The 15,837-nt window shown below is 29.4% G+C and carries 18 protein-coding genes and 1 pseudogene; 4 read left to right on the forward strand and 15 right to left on the reverse strand.

Features of this window, described 5'->3' with window-relative positions:
* Positions 1–130: 130 nt before the first annotated feature.
* From GQR97_RS19070 to GQR97_RS19130, 13 genes are all read right to left on the reverse strand, one after another.
* Complete coding sequence (locus tag GQR97_RS19070; RefSeq protein WP_158851306.1) at positions 131–865, reverse strand: LytR/AlgR family response regulator transcription factor; 735 nt, start codon at positions 863–865, stop codon at positions 131–133.
* Positions 862–2,571, reverse strand: a complete 1,710-nt coding sequence (locus GQR97_RS19075; RefSeq protein WP_158851308.1) for a histidine kinase — start codon at positions 2,569–2,571, stop codon at positions 862–864. The genes GQR97_RS19070 and GQR97_RS19075 overlap by 4 nt, the downstream gene beginning before the upstream one ends.
* The gene (locus tag GQR97_RS19080) at positions 2,540–3,868 is read right to left on the reverse strand and encodes an ankyrin repeat domain-containing protein (RefSeq protein ID WP_158851310.1); all 1,329 of its coding nucleotides are present in this window, start codon (positions 3,866–3,868) and stop codon (positions 2,540–2,542) included. Before GQR97_RS19080 ends, GQR97_RS19075 begins: the two co-directional genes overlap by 32 nt.
* A gap of 27 nt (positions 3,869–3,895) precedes the next feature.
* Positions 3,896–4,420, reverse strand: a complete 525-nt coding sequence (locus GQR97_RS19085) for a hypothetical protein (protein ID WP_158851312.1) — start codon at positions 4,418–4,420, stop codon at positions 3,896–3,898.
* A gap of 329 nt (positions 4,421–4,749) precedes the next feature.
* Positions 4,750–5,370, reverse strand: a complete 621-nt coding sequence (locus GQR97_RS19090) for a hypothetical protein (protein WP_158851314.1) — start codon at positions 5,368–5,370, stop codon at positions 4,750–4,752.
* 1 nt (position 5,371) lies between these two features.
* A complete protein-coding gene (locus GQR97_RS19095) occupies positions 5,372–5,641 on the reverse strand; it encodes a hypothetical protein (RefSeq protein WP_158851316.1) in 270 nt (89 codons plus the stop codon).
* A gap of 410 nt (positions 5,642–6,051) precedes the next feature.
* On the reverse strand, positions 6,052–6,912 hold the full coding sequence (locus GQR97_RS19100; RefSeq protein ID WP_158851318.1) for a hypothetical protein: 861 nt from the start codon (positions 6,910–6,912) through the stop codon (positions 6,052–6,054).
* Positions 6,913–7,070: 158 nt separating this feature from the next.
* Positions 7,071–7,628: a hypothetical protein gene (locus GQR97_RS19105; protein WP_158851319.1), complete on the reverse strand. Its 558-nt coding sequence runs from the start codon at positions 7,626–7,628 to the stop codon at positions 7,071–7,073.
* Positions 7,629–7,671: 43 nt separating this feature from the next.
* Positions 7,672–8,409, reverse strand: a complete 738-nt coding sequence (locus GQR97_RS19110; RefSeq protein WP_158851321.1) for a hypothetical protein — start codon at positions 8,407–8,409, stop codon at positions 7,672–7,674.
* Between the two features lie 33 nt (positions 8,410–8,442).
* The gene (locus GQR97_RS19115; RefSeq protein WP_158851323.1) at positions 8,443–8,685 is read right to left on the reverse strand and encodes a hypothetical protein; all 243 of its coding nucleotides are present in this window, start codon (positions 8,683–8,685) and stop codon (positions 8,443–8,445) included.
* Positions 8,686–8,718: 33 nt separating this feature from the next.
* Positions 8,719–8,988, reverse strand: a complete 270-nt coding sequence (locus tag GQR97_RS19120) for an immunity 17 family protein (protein WP_158851325.1) — start codon at positions 8,986–8,988, stop codon at positions 8,719–8,721.
* A 56-nt stretch (positions 8,989–9,044) separates the two neighbouring features.
* A complete protein-coding gene (locus GQR97_RS19125; RefSeq protein ID WP_158851327.1) occupies positions 9,045–9,791 on the reverse strand; it encodes a DUF2185 domain-containing protein in 747 nt (248 codons plus the stop codon).
* Positions 9,792–9,896: 105 nt separating this feature from the next.
* A complete protein-coding gene (locus GQR97_RS19130; protein WP_158851329.1) occupies positions 9,897–10,121 on the reverse strand; it encodes a hypothetical protein in 225 nt (74 codons plus the stop codon).
* 446 nt (positions 10,122–10,567) lie between these two features.
* Between GQR97_RS19130 and GQR97_RS19135 the strand changes: the two genes are divergently transcribed.
* From GQR97_RS19135 to GQR97_RS19145, 3 genes are read left to right on the forward strand one after another with little or no spacing between them, the layout of a single operon-like run.
* Positions 10,568–11,158 carry a hypothetical protein gene (locus GQR97_RS19135; RefSeq protein ID WP_158851331.1) on the forward strand — a complete coding sequence of 197 codons (591 nt, stop codon included), beginning with the start codon at positions 10,568–10,570 and terminating at the stop codon, positions 11,156–11,158.
* 43 nt (positions 11,159–11,201) lie between these two features.
* The gene (locus tag GQR97_RS19140) at positions 11,202–11,834 is read left to right on the forward strand and encodes a hypothetical protein (RefSeq protein ID WP_158851334.1); all 633 of its coding nucleotides are present in this window, start codon (positions 11,202–11,204) and stop codon (positions 11,832–11,834) included.
* A 33-nt stretch (positions 11,835–11,867) separates the two neighbouring features.
* Positions 11,868–12,692 carry a hypothetical protein gene (locus GQR97_RS19145; RefSeq protein WP_158851336.1) on the forward strand — a complete coding sequence of 275 codons (825 nt, stop codon included), beginning with the start codon at positions 11,868–11,870 and terminating at the stop codon, positions 12,690–12,692.
* A gap of 103 nt (positions 12,693–12,795) precedes the next feature.
* Here the strand turns inward: GQR97_RS19145 and mnmE are convergent.
* Positions 12,796–14,194: pseudogene (mnmE, locus tag GQR97_RS19150) on the reverse strand (tRNA uridine-5-carboxymethylaminomethyl(34) synthesis GTPase MnmE).
* 329 nt (positions 14,195–14,523) lie between these two features.
* Here mnmE and GQR97_RS19155 point away from each other — a divergent pair.
* Positions 14,524–14,952, forward strand: a complete 429-nt coding sequence (locus GQR97_RS19155) for a hypothetical protein (protein ID WP_158851338.1) — start codon at positions 14,524–14,526, stop codon at positions 14,950–14,952.
* On the opposite strand, the gene GQR97_RS19160 is transcribed toward GQR97_RS19155, so the two are convergent.
* Positions 14,944–15,774, reverse strand: a complete 831-nt coding sequence (locus GQR97_RS19160) for a S1 RNA-binding domain-containing protein (RefSeq protein WP_158851340.1) — start codon at positions 15,772–15,774, stop codon at positions 14,944–14,946. The genes GQR97_RS19155 and GQR97_RS19160 overlap by 9 nt on opposite strands.
* Positions 15,775–15,837 lie beyond the last annotated feature (63 nt).

Here is a 15,837-nt window from a genome sequence, read left to right on the forward strand (position 1 = left end):
GAGTTAATATTCGCGAACTAAATTTGCAACGTTTAATTATAGATTTTGTTCAAAATTACTTTTTTAGAAAAGTTGATGCTGTTTATTGTGGCTGAATTTAAAACTCAGAAAGTGGATCCATAAAAATTTATTAGCCTTTAATCAACTTAGAAACAAAATCGTCTTTTCTTCGTGACGCCACAGGGATTTTTTCGCCGCTCTTTAGATATATATACCCATTTTTATCATATTTATCGATAAAACTCATGTTAACGATAAAAGATTGATGTGTACGGATAAAATTATCTTCTGGTAATTGACCTTCGTATTCTTTAATAGGTTTTGAAGCTAAAAAAGATTTTCCGTTAGATAAGAAAAACGTGGTATAACCCTTATCAGACTTACAATACAACAACTCTTTAAAATCAATAACCTGGTAGCCTTCTTGCAAGCTCAAAACAAGTTTATTTTTATCTTTGTTTATTAACTGATCTTTTACAATTTGAATTTGTTCTTCGAGTACAGACTTGTCTGTAACTAATGCTTTATCTATGGCCTGCTCTAGCTCTTCTATATCTACTGGTTTTAAAATATAATCAATCGCTCCATTTTTTATAGCTTGCAAAGCGTATTGCTCATAAGCGGTTATAAAAACAACTTGAAAATCTAGGCTTCCAACTTGCTCTAAGAAATCGAAAGCATTGCCGTCTCGCAAATTAATATCTAAGAAAATAAGGTCTGGTTTACACGCATTGGCTACGATAACAGCTTCTTTTACAGATTCGCATTCGCCTAAAATTGTAATATCCTTATCTAAACTATTTATCATAGCTAGTAGTCCTTTTCTAATATATAATTCGTCTTCTACTATTAATGCCTTCATCATAATGTTTCTATTTTATATGGAATCATTAGTGTAACTTGAGTTCCTTTTTCATTGTATTTTTCTCTGTCTTCGAGAATAAGATTCGATTCGATTTTAAAATTTTTAGAGAGCATTTTTAAACGCTCTGAAGTAATCTTTGTTGCAAGCGAACTTTTATGGCTTTTAGTTGTGCTTTTGGTAGCATTAAGACCAATTCCGTTATCTTTTATAGTACAAATAAGCACATTTTCTTTGCTTGTTAAATGTATCTTAATTTCCGGATTATCTATTTGTTCTTTAAATCCGTGTTCTATAGCATTTTCTATAAAAGGTTGAATTAACATTGGTGGAATAAGGATCTCTTCTACATTTATAGATTCATCAATTTCTACACTATATTTAAACGGTTGTAATCTGCTTAGATTCTGCAATTCCACATAACTTTGCATAGCTAAAAGTTCTTCTTTTACTACCACTAATTTTTCTCTTGAACTTTCTAAAATTAATCGTAATAATTTAGAGAATTTAGACAAATACTTAACTGCTTTTTTATCTTCCTTATTTAATATCATACCCTGAATTACAGACAACGAATTAAAAATAAAATGAGGTGTCATTTGGGAACGTAGAAGTTGTTGCTCTGTGACAGATTGCTCATGAGCAGCCTTTACATTTTTATATTTAAAATAGAAAATAGTACTTATAAAACCTATTAAAGCCAATAACGAAACAATAGCTCCCCAAAGTTTTTGTTTTTCTGATGCTCTAAACTTCTCTTTTAATTGGTCTTCTCTTCTATTGGAAGTCTCTAAAGCATCGATTTCTTCATTGATTTTTGCTCTGTAAATATTTTCGTTTACTTGTGAAATTAATTCTAAATAACGGGCAGCCTTGTCCTGCTTTCCTTGAATTTGATATAATTTAAAATAATTGGTGTAAATTCCTTTTTTTGCTCGTAACGGACTGTCATTATTTAAGACGCTAGCAGCTGAATCTAAATACACTTTTGATTGTTCCCACTTCCCTTGATGCATATAAACAACTGAAATATTAGAGTAGTTAAAATTTAAGCGCTCCGTGTTATTGCTAGACTTATATTGTTTAATCGATTTTTTAAAATAGAATAAAGCTTCGTCCCATTTTTCTAAACCCATAAGGGTTAAAGCGTAATTATTTTTAAATAGATTTAGATTTCTATATTTGGGTAAAGTAATTTTATTGTAGGTTTCGTAAGCTTTTTGATATTGGTCTGTATGGTAATACATCATTCCCCATTTAAAACATAATTTTTGAAATTCGATGGAATCTTGTTCTCTAAAAACTGGGCTTACCTTTTCACAAAATATAAGACCATCATTATAGCCACCAGAATCTATTAAGTTTTCAGCCTTTAAATTAAAGGCTTTTATCAAATTTGTAGTGTCTTTTTCTTTTAAGCTTTTGCCAATCATCTCGTTAGAGTAAATTAAACCATTGGCATATTGTTGGTTACGACCATAAGACTTTGTTAATAAAAAATAGTCGCGTAATGTGAGTGGTTCTTTAGCTTCTTTTTCGCTTAAAATCTCTATAACCTTAGCATATTCTCTATTTGTAAAAAGGTCTTCTACATTATTTTGTCCGCTAAGTTGTGTTGCACAATGCAACATAAAAAAACAGGCTATTAGATATTGTATTTTCACTTTTAAATAGGTTTTAATACCCATATATGTTTTTATTATTCGCATTACTTTTATTAATGTTATCCATCATTCTGCTTGATTTACTAGATTGACTTTCTACAAAGGGTTTTGATTCTTTTGCACCTTGTTCCTTTAAATAATCTATCACTTTTGGGTTAAAGGTAGATTCGGCAATATAGAGCGCATTTTCATTATCTTTATTAGTATAATCAAGGTTGGCATTATTAGCAATTAGTAATTTTACACAAGCCAGACTATTTTCCGCATTTTTATCGGCACTAGTTTCAAAGTTTTTCAAAAATACTGGATTCATAGATATTTGAATACCTCCAATTTCTTGATTCATTATAAGAGGATCGTATAATTTTGATGCTTGCATTAGCGGACTCCTTTTTTTCTCACTTATCTTATTGATATTAGCACCATTTTTTATTAAAAAAGTTAACATATTAACATTTCCACTAATAGCTGCATTATTAATTGCGGCATAACCATATTGCGCTGAAACGGTATTAATATCAATTCCGTTTTTTAATAAATAAGCAGATATAGCAGGATATTTGGTAAATACAAAACCTTCTTTTAACGTCTTTTTTAAAACCCATTTTTGACCTAACCACTGCTCCAAATTAGTTGTTAAACTATCTTGAATAATTGTATTGTAAAGTAAAACATTTTTTTCTTCATTTGAAAAATCATCAAAATACATATTTACTATTTTAGTATTTACAGATTCTAGCGCTAGCATTTTTGCAGTATCGTCATTAACATCTGTAATGGTATCTATTGCATTTTTAGACTTAAAATAAGCTACAAGTTCAGCATTTTCCATTTCAATACTTAAATGCAAAGGTGTACTATTCATTGATCCCGTTTTAGAATTAATATCAGCACCGTTTTCTACCATTCGCTTTACCAAATCATTATTCTCTTTCAAAATAGCATAATGAAATGGTGAATATCCATTATCGTCTAAAATATTTAAATTACTGCCATTGTCCACCAATAATACCGATTTTTCATTATGATCTTCTAGAATTGCTATATGCAAAGCCGTATAACCATAATCGTCTATTGAGTCTTGTAGTTTGCTGTTTTCTATTAAATATTTAGACACTTTTGTTGCGCCTCTTAAAATAGCAACTTGTAAAATATTTCTTCCGTCGTAAAACCTTAATGTATCAATATCTACTTTTTGTAAAAGTTGCTTAACTTTTGCGGTATCATCTTTCCATAAAGCATCTTCTATTGCTTTTTCTGAGTATTTAGTTTCACAGGCCGTAAACAAACAAAAAAGTAAGGTTGCTACTACTATAAAATGTGATTTTTTTACTTTATTCATAATTCATTTATTCATTTATTGAAGTTTTTATTTCTTACTTGTTTTTGTTATTATTTGTTCCTCTAATTTAACTATTTTATTGTCCTCATTAAAAGTTATATTCAATTTAATTAAACTATTATCATCAGTTTCAATAGTGATGACATACTTGTTTTTTAGATTTTCTAAAACTATGTTATTGCATTTTTTAAAGTTTAAAACTACCCTATAGTCATCATTAGAAATAATATTAGTATTCACTTCCCCTCTAACAGTGAGATTATTAAACCCATACAAAACGATGCCATAGTCTAAATAATAACTTTGAGGCGCTCTTTTAATTGACTCTACACGACTAGCCCAAAACTCGCTAGTTTCTTCAATGCTAAGTTCTTTTTCTAAATTTCCTAATGTAAAATCTAATGTTTCACACGTAATTACAACTTCTGTATTATTACCTAAAGCTGCAAAAAAATCTTTGACATTATTAACCTTCTTGATTGTTTTAATTTCACTTGAAAAAACCTGAAAACAATTTAATATTATAAGAATGAAGCCTATCGATTTTTTCATGATTTTATGTGAAGCTGGTTATTTAATTAAGTAAAAAGTGTGCCCATTATCAATTTCAATTTTTAAAATATAAAAACTTTTATTTACCCCTTCATACACATCTAAAGACATTTTACGAGCAGTATCACCGACATACTTTTTAGAATAATGTTAAATCTTTAAAGCCTCGTCTTTTATTTTAAGATTTAAAAAAGATTCACCAATAGTAAGATTATCTATTTCAATTTAGAACTCAGTATATTTTCTTTCGTTGCTTTTTGTCCGTTACACGCAGAAAACAATAAAGTAAAAAGCACTAAAGTGACTATTGATTTTTTCATAAAATAGATTTACATATAAGCATTTATAGTACTTTGTCCTTTTTTGTATTTTTTATAAGTCCAAAAAGCTAACCCAAGTGTTATTGCAGTACCTAATAAGATGGTGTTTAATGTTCCTAAATTTTCTGCTATAGCAAGCATAATTCGCTTTAATCCTCGTCTCCCACCTGAAATAGTAACTCTTTTACCAGCTTCAATATCTTTAGCTGTCATCGTAATTGCCAATGTAAAAATCAAAGACACTAAGGTATAAGCTGCTTGTTTTATCCAAGTAGATATTGACTTACTTTGTATAGTTTGTAATGATAAATGATTGGTCTTAGTTATTATATGTTGAAGTGTTTCTGTATATTCTTCAATAGAATTTAATTCTAAATAAGTTTTCTCTTTTTTCTCTTTTTCAACAAAGAAAAGTTGAATTCCATTTTCGTTTTCAAAAGGCACTATTTTAGTTATTTTAGAATATGCAATAACATGCTGCGTATCTAAAAACCCTTTTTTTTCTGCATTTATCTTTTCTAAAAATACATCTTTTGTTTTGTAATCTTCATCCGACAGTTTTAAACTATCATCCGTAATTAAGATATTCTTTATTAAAGTCGCTTTTGTATTAATTATAAATTTTTCCATTTTAGTTAAGCTTAACAGATTCTTGTTGTTTCAATTTTTCTAAAATCACAAAAGCAACTGTCGCTGATATTAAAACGGCAGGTATCATAACTACTAAGATTCCATCACTGTCTACATCAAAAAACGCAAATGCAATGATGAAAATTAATATTTCAATGGCAAACCAAGATATAAACGTGGCTGCAATCCACTTACCTGGTTTAATACCTTTTTCTGCTGCGATTTTTCTAATTTGCTTGGCAAAATAACCGAGTGCTAATATTTCTAACATAATATTTGATTTGTTTAATACAATGTTACAATACTAATACTGTGTTTTAAAGAGTGAACATTTATTCGTTAGGGAATAGTTAATATCTGTCCTTAATATCTCTACAACTTAGAATGATGTGAATTTAATTGTTAGCCTACGAATTTCATTTCTTAGTGTGTATTCTTTTTTTGTTGCTTTTTTATAATTTCTAGTAGTTGATTAAGTTTATTTCCTTTTATAAAGTTTTCATTAATTTGTATTGTGGAATCGTATATGAATTTTAGTTTCACTTTTCTGAAACGCAGATAGTTGCTTCTTTTGGCGTAAATGGCTAAAATGAAAAGAGCGGAAGGTGAAGATGCCATATCTATTACTTTTATTTTAACTTACCAATGTACTCCTAGCTTTTAATCTAAATTTATTTGGAACTATTTTGACATCAACCTTAATTTTAATTCTATTTTTGTATTCACTTTTTCTTCATTTTTAAAGCCTGCTTCTAACAAATCCTGATTTCCTAAAATACCACGTACTATAGCATCTTCGATATCTTTAGATTCATTGGTTTCTTTTGAAGAAATTTGACGATTATTTTTATAGACATTGTACTTAGCCTTTATATTAACATTACAAATCTTACCTGTTTTATCTATTATAAAATCGATATAAAAACTGGTGTCTTCAGCTACTTTTGAAAAATCAATGTAATAATTAAGCGCAGAATATAATGATGTATAGAGGCAATCAATTAAACAGTTCTCTTCAAATTGAACATTTTTAAATTTAGGTGGTGTATCTAAATCATTCATAGAATAGACTTCTTCATCATCGCATTCTATATTCTTTATTTCTGAAGTTTCAGTATATGTAGCTGGTAGTTTTTTGAGTTTTAATTTAGAATTCTTGTAGTCTTCAATCTTTTCGATTTGAAACATTATGTTGTGCAACAGAAAGAAATAATTATGATCTCTTATTAAAAAATCATAATAGTCGTTATCAATTAAAAGCTCATTTCTATCGGATAAAATGTATTTTTTATTTTCTAAAAAACTGAAGTCTTTTGGCTTGTTGGTTGAAAAGGTTTGATCTTCTTTAAAATTTAAAATTAAATCATTGACATGCTCATTCATTTCTGCTCGTTCATCGTTATTTAAACTTCTCCCTTGCGTTATATAGGTCCAGTCTATTACTTTCCATTTTCCCTCTAGCTTAATATTGCTATCATCTTGAGCTGTGCATGAAAACGTTAGAGATATGCTTAATAACATTAAAAAATTAAAAATTCTCATGGTTTTTATTTTAAATAATTTAACTTTTTTTTTAATGAATTTGGTTTGTGTAAAATGTTATTAATCCAACAATCCTTTAGCTCTATCCCAAAGCCCCTCATCTTCAAAACAACTAAAAATTATTATGGCTAAAAATGCTAAGATTGAATATTTCATAATTATATTTTTTGATGTTGTAGGTTGTAATAAGAATGATTGTCTTTTATGAAACTAAAAAAGTAATAATTTGTGAATTCAATTTTTCTAGAATCAGTAATAACGTTATTATTATTGAGCAGGCCAATTCTAAATTTTGAAGAGTGATATTGATTAAGAAGTATTGCTGGTAAAAAATACCCTTTTCTGTTTTGTTCAAAATAACCCTTTTTAATTTTACCTTTAATCAGGTAAGACTTTATATAGGTTTCATTGACATGCAATGTGGCACTAATTCTTTTTTTATTTATGACTTTTAAGGTAATATAGTAACATGGTTTTTCTTCCAATTTCATGTCGTAAATAATCCTAGATTCCTTGCTTTTAAAATATGAACCCCAAAAATAATCTAGGTATCCAGCGCTTTCAGCTTCATTATTCTCATAAGTCCCATCGAGTAAGTGTAAATTTTCTTTCGTTAATTCTATTTTGTTTTCAATAACTTCAGTTTGCTTTAATGTGGCGCAAGAAGACGTTAATAGGATTACACAAGTATATAGTAAAAGCTTATGTAATGGCATTTTAAAATTCATTTTTTGGTTTATGGCTATATGGTTTATAGTACTAGTGAAGTAAATCAACCATTACTGTTTTATAAATAGTATGACTAAATACAATAGAACTATTGGATAAAATATTTGAATTTACCAAACCTGTTTGTTGACTATTGAGAGTAATGCTTACATTCTTGATGGTGTTTTCGGAATCCATTAAATAAGATTTTGGTATTTTATATTCACCATGTTTTGTTTTTAACGAATCTATGGTAACACCATCATAGGCATTTGATGTAATATTATCTGCTGGCTTAGGCTTTTCAATGAATTTATTAAATTTTAATTGATGTGAAGTAAGAAGGTTAGTCCATTTTATACGCATACTGTTTGCATCATAAATCGTATCTGGTATTTCAAATTTTGTTAGATTATATGCTTCATTTGGTTTTATAAAAGCCAGTGCATGTTTGGTGCTATCTGGCAATATAATTTCAAAATAGTAGGATGCTTTTTTAGACAAACTATCCGTAGTATAGAATGATGTTTTGGTGTAATACAATTCATCTTTCACATACAATTCCATAGGTATATTGTTGACCAGGATTTTTACTTCGTCATTAATAATTTGCTTATCTCCATCAGATAGGGAAACTTTAATTTGTCTTAAATCCTCTTTTTTATTATTGGTTTCTATTAGGAGGATCGCTTTATATTTAGACAAGTCATTTGCATCTTTGCCTCCAAGTGTTGAAACATCACAACTACTAAAAATCAGTAATAAAAGTAATAGCTTTAAATTTTTCATTTCTAAATGTATGATGAATAACTGTATTTAATATTAGGTACTATAAACTACTAAACCTATAGCTAAAGCAACTATCGTAATTGTAAAATAAATTAGAGCTGTAACCATTTTACCAGAAAGTTTATTATTTGTTTTATCTCCTAGTTTTCTTAATACTTTTTTTTCGCCCTTAGAGTATAAAAAATGTTCCTTAAAAAAACCACTAAACACCAACAGGACCATAAAAACACCAGCAAGTATCTTCTTAATCGGTAGCGTATTTAAAAAATCTTCCATAGCTTTTGATCTGTTTAAACAATAAAATTTTAATTAAACATTATACAGTTCTGGGTTATAGGAAAAAAAACCATATACAAAGAGTAATACCACTAAAAACAGTAATAAACCAAATACTATCCGTACTCTTTTACGTCCAAAGACTTCTATAAAATAGGCCATATTAAAATAACCACCACCTGGTTCTAAAACCCAATCCCAATCTAATATAACTCCTAAAATTATAAATAGAAACGCAGCTGCGCCAAATAGGTAACCATATTCTGGATTAAGCGCCATAAAATTTGTAAATTCTTCTACCATTGATTTGTAATTTTTAATGTTACTTCTCTTTAAAATTTCTAAAATTGTACTTTATACTATTTGTTTATTTTCTCTATAGACTTCCAAGTTTCTAAAGCCCATTCAATATCCCTTGCTTCATCAAAGTAGAAAAAGCTTTGTAATACTTCATTATCTATACTACTGAAGGTGCACAATAGATTGTAAGTGTAATCTTTGCGTTCATCATACTCTTTAATGTGATAACCTATTTTATTAAAAGAGTCTTCATGAAACTCGTAGCGTTTTAAAATAGTGTTAGCCTCGTTTCTAGTATCAATATCTTCTTTTTGGGATTTTAAAATTTCAGATTTTATTTTGCCATCGTAATTCCAAATTGCAAGTCGTATCGTTTTATCTCCAGTAGTAAACATCAAATCCTTAGCATCTGCGTTTTTTTCAAATAGATTATTTATGGTTATTCCCCAATTTTTTGAAAGCTGATGTTTTACTTCAAAATCATCCTCTAACGGATAATCAAAAACCTCTTCCCAATCTGCATTTTCTTCTCTTTCCCAAACGCTTCCATATCCTTTGTATAGTAATAATTCTGAAATACTATTATCTACTTCTAAAATTGTTTTGGCATCGTAAAACCCAAAATTATCTGCATTGTTCGAGTACTCATCACTTTCAAAGCCAGAAAACATTCGCCAACCACTATCATTATCATTAGAGGGTTTTTCTCTAAAAATAAAATGTGGTTTCATATCATCTTTAAATAGCATTGAAGAAGCCATTACAGCTCCTATATTAGGAAAGTCTTCAATTTTAATTTTTCTCATATTGCTATACTTTTAATTTATCCTAAACGAGTATTAGAAACCAGATTTTTTCTATTCAAATTCTACACTTCTTTTGCATCAGCCTCAATTTATAAATCTAATAATCTATTGTAAACCTTCTCTATTTTTATATGCCATCACATTTTTATAGAGTAGAAAAATTCTGTAAATATTTTTTCCGTTTCTAATTATTTCATTAAAATCTTCCCCATAAGTAACAGATGACAAAATTAATACGCCTACACATTTAATGTCGTTTCCGTAAGTTAATAAATCTGTGCCTTCGTTATAGTGATTCCTATTTAAAAATGTATTTCTATAATTTATCAATTCATATTTCTGTAAGAATCAATATTAACACTTTATCTAAAGTCTAAAGAACATCAATTAATATTCGTTGGCTGTGAGTTAATATTTGAAAAAAAGGGGATAACACCTCATATTAAAACATTCAAAATAAGCCTATAGCTTTAATAACAAGCTTATTGAACTATTCACATACGCCATAAACGATTACAAAACTGACACATCGTCTATAGATTTAGAAGCATTAAAGTATGCTACTCATATAAAATTCAAATTAATATTATCAAATATAGACTGACAACTAACGAATATAGATTGAGGCTATTATTCTCTTAGCTATTCATGTAATCTTGTACCGAACAAATAAATATTAATGAACAATTATTAAAATACAACCATTTATAGTTCAAAACAAAAACACATTTTTAATTTAATCGCTAATATATTTAGCGAAAAACAAACTAACAATTATGAAAAACATTTTAAAAACCTTTTTAGCCGTTTCAGTATTAACATTATCATCTTGTGGTATGGATTCTTTAGTTCCAAAAAACTTGAATGACGCTGATGACATTGCAGTAATTAAAGCTACCGTTGAAGAAAAACTTGGAGCTGACAAGATGGTTAACAAATTAACCCTTAGAGCAGATGATTATCTATCTAGTCAATTTGAAAGAGCTCAAATAACCTATATGAGAAATGGTAAAGAATATTCCCAAGATTATTTTTTAAAAGTCGTTAACGATCCTAAAAAATCAATGTTTCAAAGAAATTCACATGATGGTGCTATAAAAATATCTGAATTCAATTTTGAGCAGATTCCTCCAAGTTTTAATAAAGCCGTTGAAATGATAAAAGCAGAAACGGATGAATACCATGATTTTGTAATGTACGAATGGGAGTTTGTTGTAGACAAAAACAATGAGGTAACATCTACTTTTGAACTAAATGGTACTAAGAAATCTGAAGGAAGCCATATGGAAGGTAAATCTATAGTAACAAACTATTATGAATTTAAATTTACGTCTGACAAGGATGGTAATCTACAACTTAAAATGTAAGGTTAAACACTGTATACTATAAATTAATCAAAACTAGAATTATATGAAAACTACATTATTAGCCAGTTGCGCATTTCTATTTATTTTTCTTCAATCTTGTGGATCAGGAGGAAGCGATACTTACCTACTAAACAACTCAGAAGGCCTAAAAGGACTGCAAACTAATTTAATAGAAGAATTTGGTGGAGACAGAGCCGTATATGGCTTAGGCTTAACAACAAAAGACCACTTAACAAGTGAATTTGAAATGGCAACCATAACTTACGTAGAAAATGAAAAAGCTTATTCTCAATCTTATATAACGGGTCCATATGGTGTGAAGATAGAACCTACAGAAGTTAAAGATATTGTAAAAAATGAATCATTCTTTAAAGACAAAAAAGGGAAGATAAAGATTAAGGATTTGGATTTGACAGTAATTTTAGAAAACTACAACAAAGCCATTAAAATGATTGAATCTACAACCGACCAGTTTTCTAATTTTCATATGAAAGATTTCAATATCGATGTTATAAATGACAATAAGGTAAAGGTTAGATTTGTTATAGAAGGGGAAAAACCAGATGGTAAAACTACGTATTATGGAGAACGTGTAAGAAATACTAATACTTTTCAATTTGAATTTAAAGCAGATGAAAATAATGTTCTAAAATCTACCGAAGGATTAGAGGGTTAAGAAACAAATAATTACAAACTAAAAAACATAAGTATGGGATTTAAAGACATGTTTTCAAAACTATTAAAAAGCGTAACACCCGAATATGATTTAGAAGAACTCTCTTACGAGAAGTTGAAAAAAATGGAAGGTCAAGGCTTTGACGTTAAAGAACTCCTTGAAAAATACGAGAAAGGTGAGAATAAAAATCAACTTTTGGCTCGTATAAGATTTGAAGATGTTAACATAGATCTGAGCAAAATACCCAATGCTACTGATGTTAGTTTGTTAAAACCTTATATAGATTCTAAACTCGATCCAGATTCCGATTTTATAAAAAAAAGCATGTCTGCTCCATTAATGGGAAAAGATAGCTGGAAACAGAAAGTAAAAGAAGGCGAAGTGATAATAGCTACAGTTATACAATGTGCGCCTCAATTATGGGAAACACACGAAGATGTTGGGTATGGTATGCTAGTTTGTGCGTTGGTTGAAAAAAACGAATACAAAAACAATCCTCTATTTTTAAAATCTATAAGTGAACTACTTAATAACTTTAGAGATGAAGATAATTTGCCTGCAGGTTTATCACAAAGAATGACTAAACTTCATAGTGATTTGGATAATCCGAATTCTACATTCGATATTAATTTAGATCAAAGTTTGTTAGATGCTTACAATTTTCAATTCGAAAACAAACGTGTAATGACTTCAGATATTAGAGTTGCAACTATTGGTTTCTCTGATAGCCAAAATGATAAATTGCCAAGAAAAGCAATTGGTTCTGATGGCCTGTTGCCATTTATTGCTTTTGATAACAGAAAACAATTTCATGTTAACAACTATAAGGTAGTAAACGGAGAACTTTACAGTATATAAGTATTACTCAATAATAAAAAGTTTAAGTCTCATAAAATAAATTTTATGAGACTTTTTTATAACTATAATGTGTGTTTTTTCTGAAAACTATTGGTTTATTAATCTATTTTCCGATACAGAAATTAGCAAAAATATTCCCCAGCAAATCATCATTAGTAATTTCTCCGGTTATTTCACCAAAATAATACAACGCCTGACGAATATCTATAGCCATTAAATCTCCCGATAAACCTATTTCTAAACCTTCTTTTACTTTTCCTATTTCTTCAAAAGCTTTTAAAAGGGAATCGTAATGTCTGGTATTAGTAACAATAGTATCGTTATTTCTCAAATGCGCCGGTATTTACAAAGCTTAAAAGTTTATCCTTTAATGCTTCGACACCCGTACCTGTTTTAGCGGAAAGTAGATGGATGTTTTCAATTTCGGCCTTAACGATCTCCACTTGCTTTTCATCAAGCTTATCTACCTTGTTAGCAACAATCAATAATGGTTTTAACGGATATTTATTTTTAATTTTTTCAATTTCAATTTTAAAAGATTTCAGAAAAGAAGTTTCCTTAAAGTTACTACCATCAGCAAGAAAAACAACTACTTGAGCCTGATCTATTTTTTCAAAAGTCTTTTTAATACCAATACTCTCAACAACGTCAGTGGTTTCTCGAATACCTGCGGTGTCAATAAAACGGAAGCCAATACCTCCTATCGAAATTTCATCTTCAATGGTATCCCGTGTAGTTCCTGCAATTTCGGAAACTATGGCGCGTTCTTCATTTAAGAGCGCATTTAACAGCGTAGATTTACCTACGTTTGGCTCTCCTACAATAGCGACCGGAATTCCGTTTTTAATCACGTTACCAACCGCAAAGGAATCAATTAATCGCTTTAATACAAACGTAATACGCTCGGTTAAATCTTTAAACTGTCCTCTATCGGCAAACTCAACATCTTCTTCTGCAAAATCGAGTTCTAACTCTATTAACGATGCGAAATTTAAAAGTTCTTCACGCAACTTTGCTATTTCCGAAGAAAAACCACCACGCATTTGTTGCATAGCTATTTGGTGAGACGCTTCGTTATCACTCGAAATTAAATCAGCTACGGCTTCTGCCTGACTTAAATCTAATTTTCCGTTTAAAAAAGCACGTAATGTAAACTCTCCAGGCGATGCCATACGGCAACCTTTCCGGATAAATAACTGTATAATTTCTTGTTGAATATAATTAGAGCCATGACACGATATTTCTACCACATTTTCTCCTGTGTAAGAATTCGGGTTTTTAAAAACAGATACTAAAACCTCATCTATAGTCCGTTTATCATCAATAATATGACCTAAATGAATAGTATGTGTTTTTTGTGTTAAAAGTGACTTATTACTCTTAACAGATTTAAAACTTTTATCGGCAATAGTAATGGCTTCTTGTCCAGATAATCGAATTACAGCAATGGCTCCTGCTCCCGAGGGTGTTGCTAATGCTACTATGGTATCGTCATTTATCATTCTGCAAAAATACTAAAATTGTAAAAGGTTATGGCTATAACTTTTGACTCAAATAATAGCTTCAATATTTATTTTTAGTGTTCTATATAAATAAACCATGTTACACTTTTCTGATTACTGTTTTTTAAAATTAAAAAACAGTAATCAGAAATTAAACGAAATGAAAAACGCAATAAAACACATGCAAACATTATGAAAATGCTAAGTCTTTTCATCAAAACCCAACAATAATATTGAAAATCTATTAAAAAAATGTGACTATTTAATTTTAAGAGTGTCTTAATAACGAGTCCCTACAGCTCATACTAAACTTTAATCCATTATAAATTATGAAAACTATTGAATCTGAATTCTCAAAGCATATTGTAAAATCTGAACAAATGCCGTTGGGAGATATTCACTTTTTTAACCATATAGCCATTATAGAATTTAAAGAAGGCGTACATGTAGATATTTATAACGTTTCTGGAATTTATAAAGAATTATTGTCCTTCTACGGAATATCGAGACCATTCGGTATTATTGCAAACAGAGTGAATTCTTACTCCATTAACTTATTAGACATAAGTAGTTTTAAGAAAATAATGAAAAATCTTTGCGCTTACAGCGTTGTAAGTCATAATTTAGCAAGTGCTATGAATGCCAAAATTGAAAGTAATTTCTGTTCCCCAGAAAATATTCATTTCGAAGACATTAACGAAGCTGTTAATTATGTTTTCAGTAAGGTAAAAACCAACGTCTCAATTTCCTTAAACTAAATAAATTCCGTCAGGTTTAATTTCAATCAAGCGCTGTCTATAAAGCGTTCCAACGGCCTTTTTAAAATTCTTTTTACTCATTTGTAATTGATCTTTTATAGCTTCCGGGCTAGACTTATCGGTTAAGTTTATAAAGCCACTATTATCATGTAACTCATGCATGATTTTTTCGGCGTTAGGCTCGATATTTCTGTAACCTATTTGCCCTAAAGTAATGTCTAATTTATTTCCAGGACGAATTTTTTTCACAATCCCTTTAAGTCGATCTCCAATACTTAAATCTTTAAATATTTGATCTTTATAAATTAAACCTATATGTTTTTTATTTACAATCACATTCATCCCAATATCCGACGGGTGCGATACAATTAAATCTACCTCATCAAATTCAGCAACAGTTAATTCCGTATTATCTAAAAACCTATTGGTTTTACTAGATGCTACTAAACGTTCTGTTTTTTCATCTAAATAACAATGCACCAAATACCAACCTCCCGGTTTCATTTTAAATGCTTGCTCTTGAAACGGACAAAACAATTCCTTTACCAAGCCCCAATCTAAAAAGGCACCGTAATCGTTAACTTCATTACAACGTAAAAGTGCAAAACCATCACGCATTACATACGGCATATCCGTAGAAGCAACAGGGCGTTCGTCGTTATCTAAATACACAAAAACCTCAAGTTTCTCCCAAATTTTAAATTCCTTCGGAACGTATCTGTTTGGTAACAAAACCTGGTTATCTTCATTATCAATTAAATAAGCACCGTGCTCACTTTCGCGAAGAATTTCTAATGTATTTACTTGTCCTAAATGTATCATGCAGCAAAGGTAATGATATTAGAAAAAAGAATCTAGATTTAAATAATTAGAAAAGATAAAATT

Source organism: Algibacter sp. L1A34, assembly GCF_009796805.1.
GTDB lineage: Bacteria > Bacteroidota > Bacteroidia > Flavobacteriales > Flavobacteriaceae > Algibacter.

Coding starts and splice junctions, on each gene's coding strand:
- GQR97_RS19070 (WP_158851306.1), bottom strand. CDS start 865: ATGATGAAGGCATTAATAGTAGAAGACGAATTATATATTAGAAAAGGA.
- GQR97_RS19075 (WP_158851308.1), bottom strand. CDS start 2,571: ATGCGAATAATAAAAACATATATGGGTATTAAAACCTATTTAAAAGTG.
- GQR97_RS19080 (WP_158851310.1), bottom strand. CDS start 3,868: ATGAATAAAGTAAAAAAATCACATTTTATAGTAGTAGCAACCTTACTT.
- GQR97_RS19085 (WP_158851312.1), bottom strand. CDS start 4,420: ATGAAAAAATCGATAGGCTTCATTCTTATAATATTAAATTGTTTTCAG.
- GQR97_RS19090 (WP_158851314.1), bottom strand. CDS start 5,370: ATGGAAAAATTTATAATTAATACAAAAGCGACTTTAATAAAGAATATC.
- GQR97_RS19095 (WP_158851316.1), bottom strand. CDS start 5,641: ATGTTAGAAATATTAGCACTCGGTTATTTTGCCAAGCAAATTAGAAAA.
- GQR97_RS19100 (WP_158851318.1), bottom strand. CDS start 6,912: ATGAGAATTTTTAATTTTTTAATGTTATTAAGCATATCTCTAACGTTT.
- GQR97_RS19105 (WP_158851319.1), bottom strand. CDS start 7,628: ATGCCATTACATAAGCTTTTACTATATACTTGTGTAATCCTATTAACG.
- GQR97_RS19110 (WP_158851321.1), bottom strand. CDS start 8,409: ATGAAAAATTTAAAGCTATTACTTTTATTACTGATTTTTAGTAGTTGT.
- GQR97_RS19115 (WP_158851323.1), bottom strand. CDS start 8,685: ATGGAAGATTTTTTAAATACGCTACCGATTAAGAAGATACTTGCTGGT.
- GQR97_RS19120 (WP_158851325.1), bottom strand. CDS start 8,988: ATGGTAGAAGAATTTACAAATTTTATGGCGCTTAATCCAGAATATGGT.
- GQR97_RS19125 (WP_158851327.1), bottom strand. CDS start 9,791: ATGAGAAAAATTAAAATTGAAGACTTTCCTAATATAGGAGCTGTAATG.
- GQR97_RS19135 (WP_158851331.1), top strand. CDS start 10,568: ATGAAAAACATTTTAAAAACCTTTTTAGCCGTTTCAGTATTAACATTA.
- GQR97_RS19140 (WP_158851334.1), top strand. CDS start 11,202: ATGAAAACTACATTATTAGCCAGTTGCGCATTTCTATTTATTTTTCTT.
- GQR97_RS19145 (WP_158851336.1), top strand. CDS start 11,868: ATGGGATTTAAAGACATGTTTTCAAAACTATTAAAAAGCGTAACACCC.
- GQR97_RS19155 (WP_158851338.1), top strand. CDS start 14,524: ATGAAAACTATTGAATCTGAATTCTCAAAGCATATTGTAAAATCTGAA.
- GQR97_RS19160 (WP_158851340.1), bottom strand. CDS start 15,774: ATGATACATTTAGGACAAGTAAATACATTAGAAATTCTTCGCGAAAGT.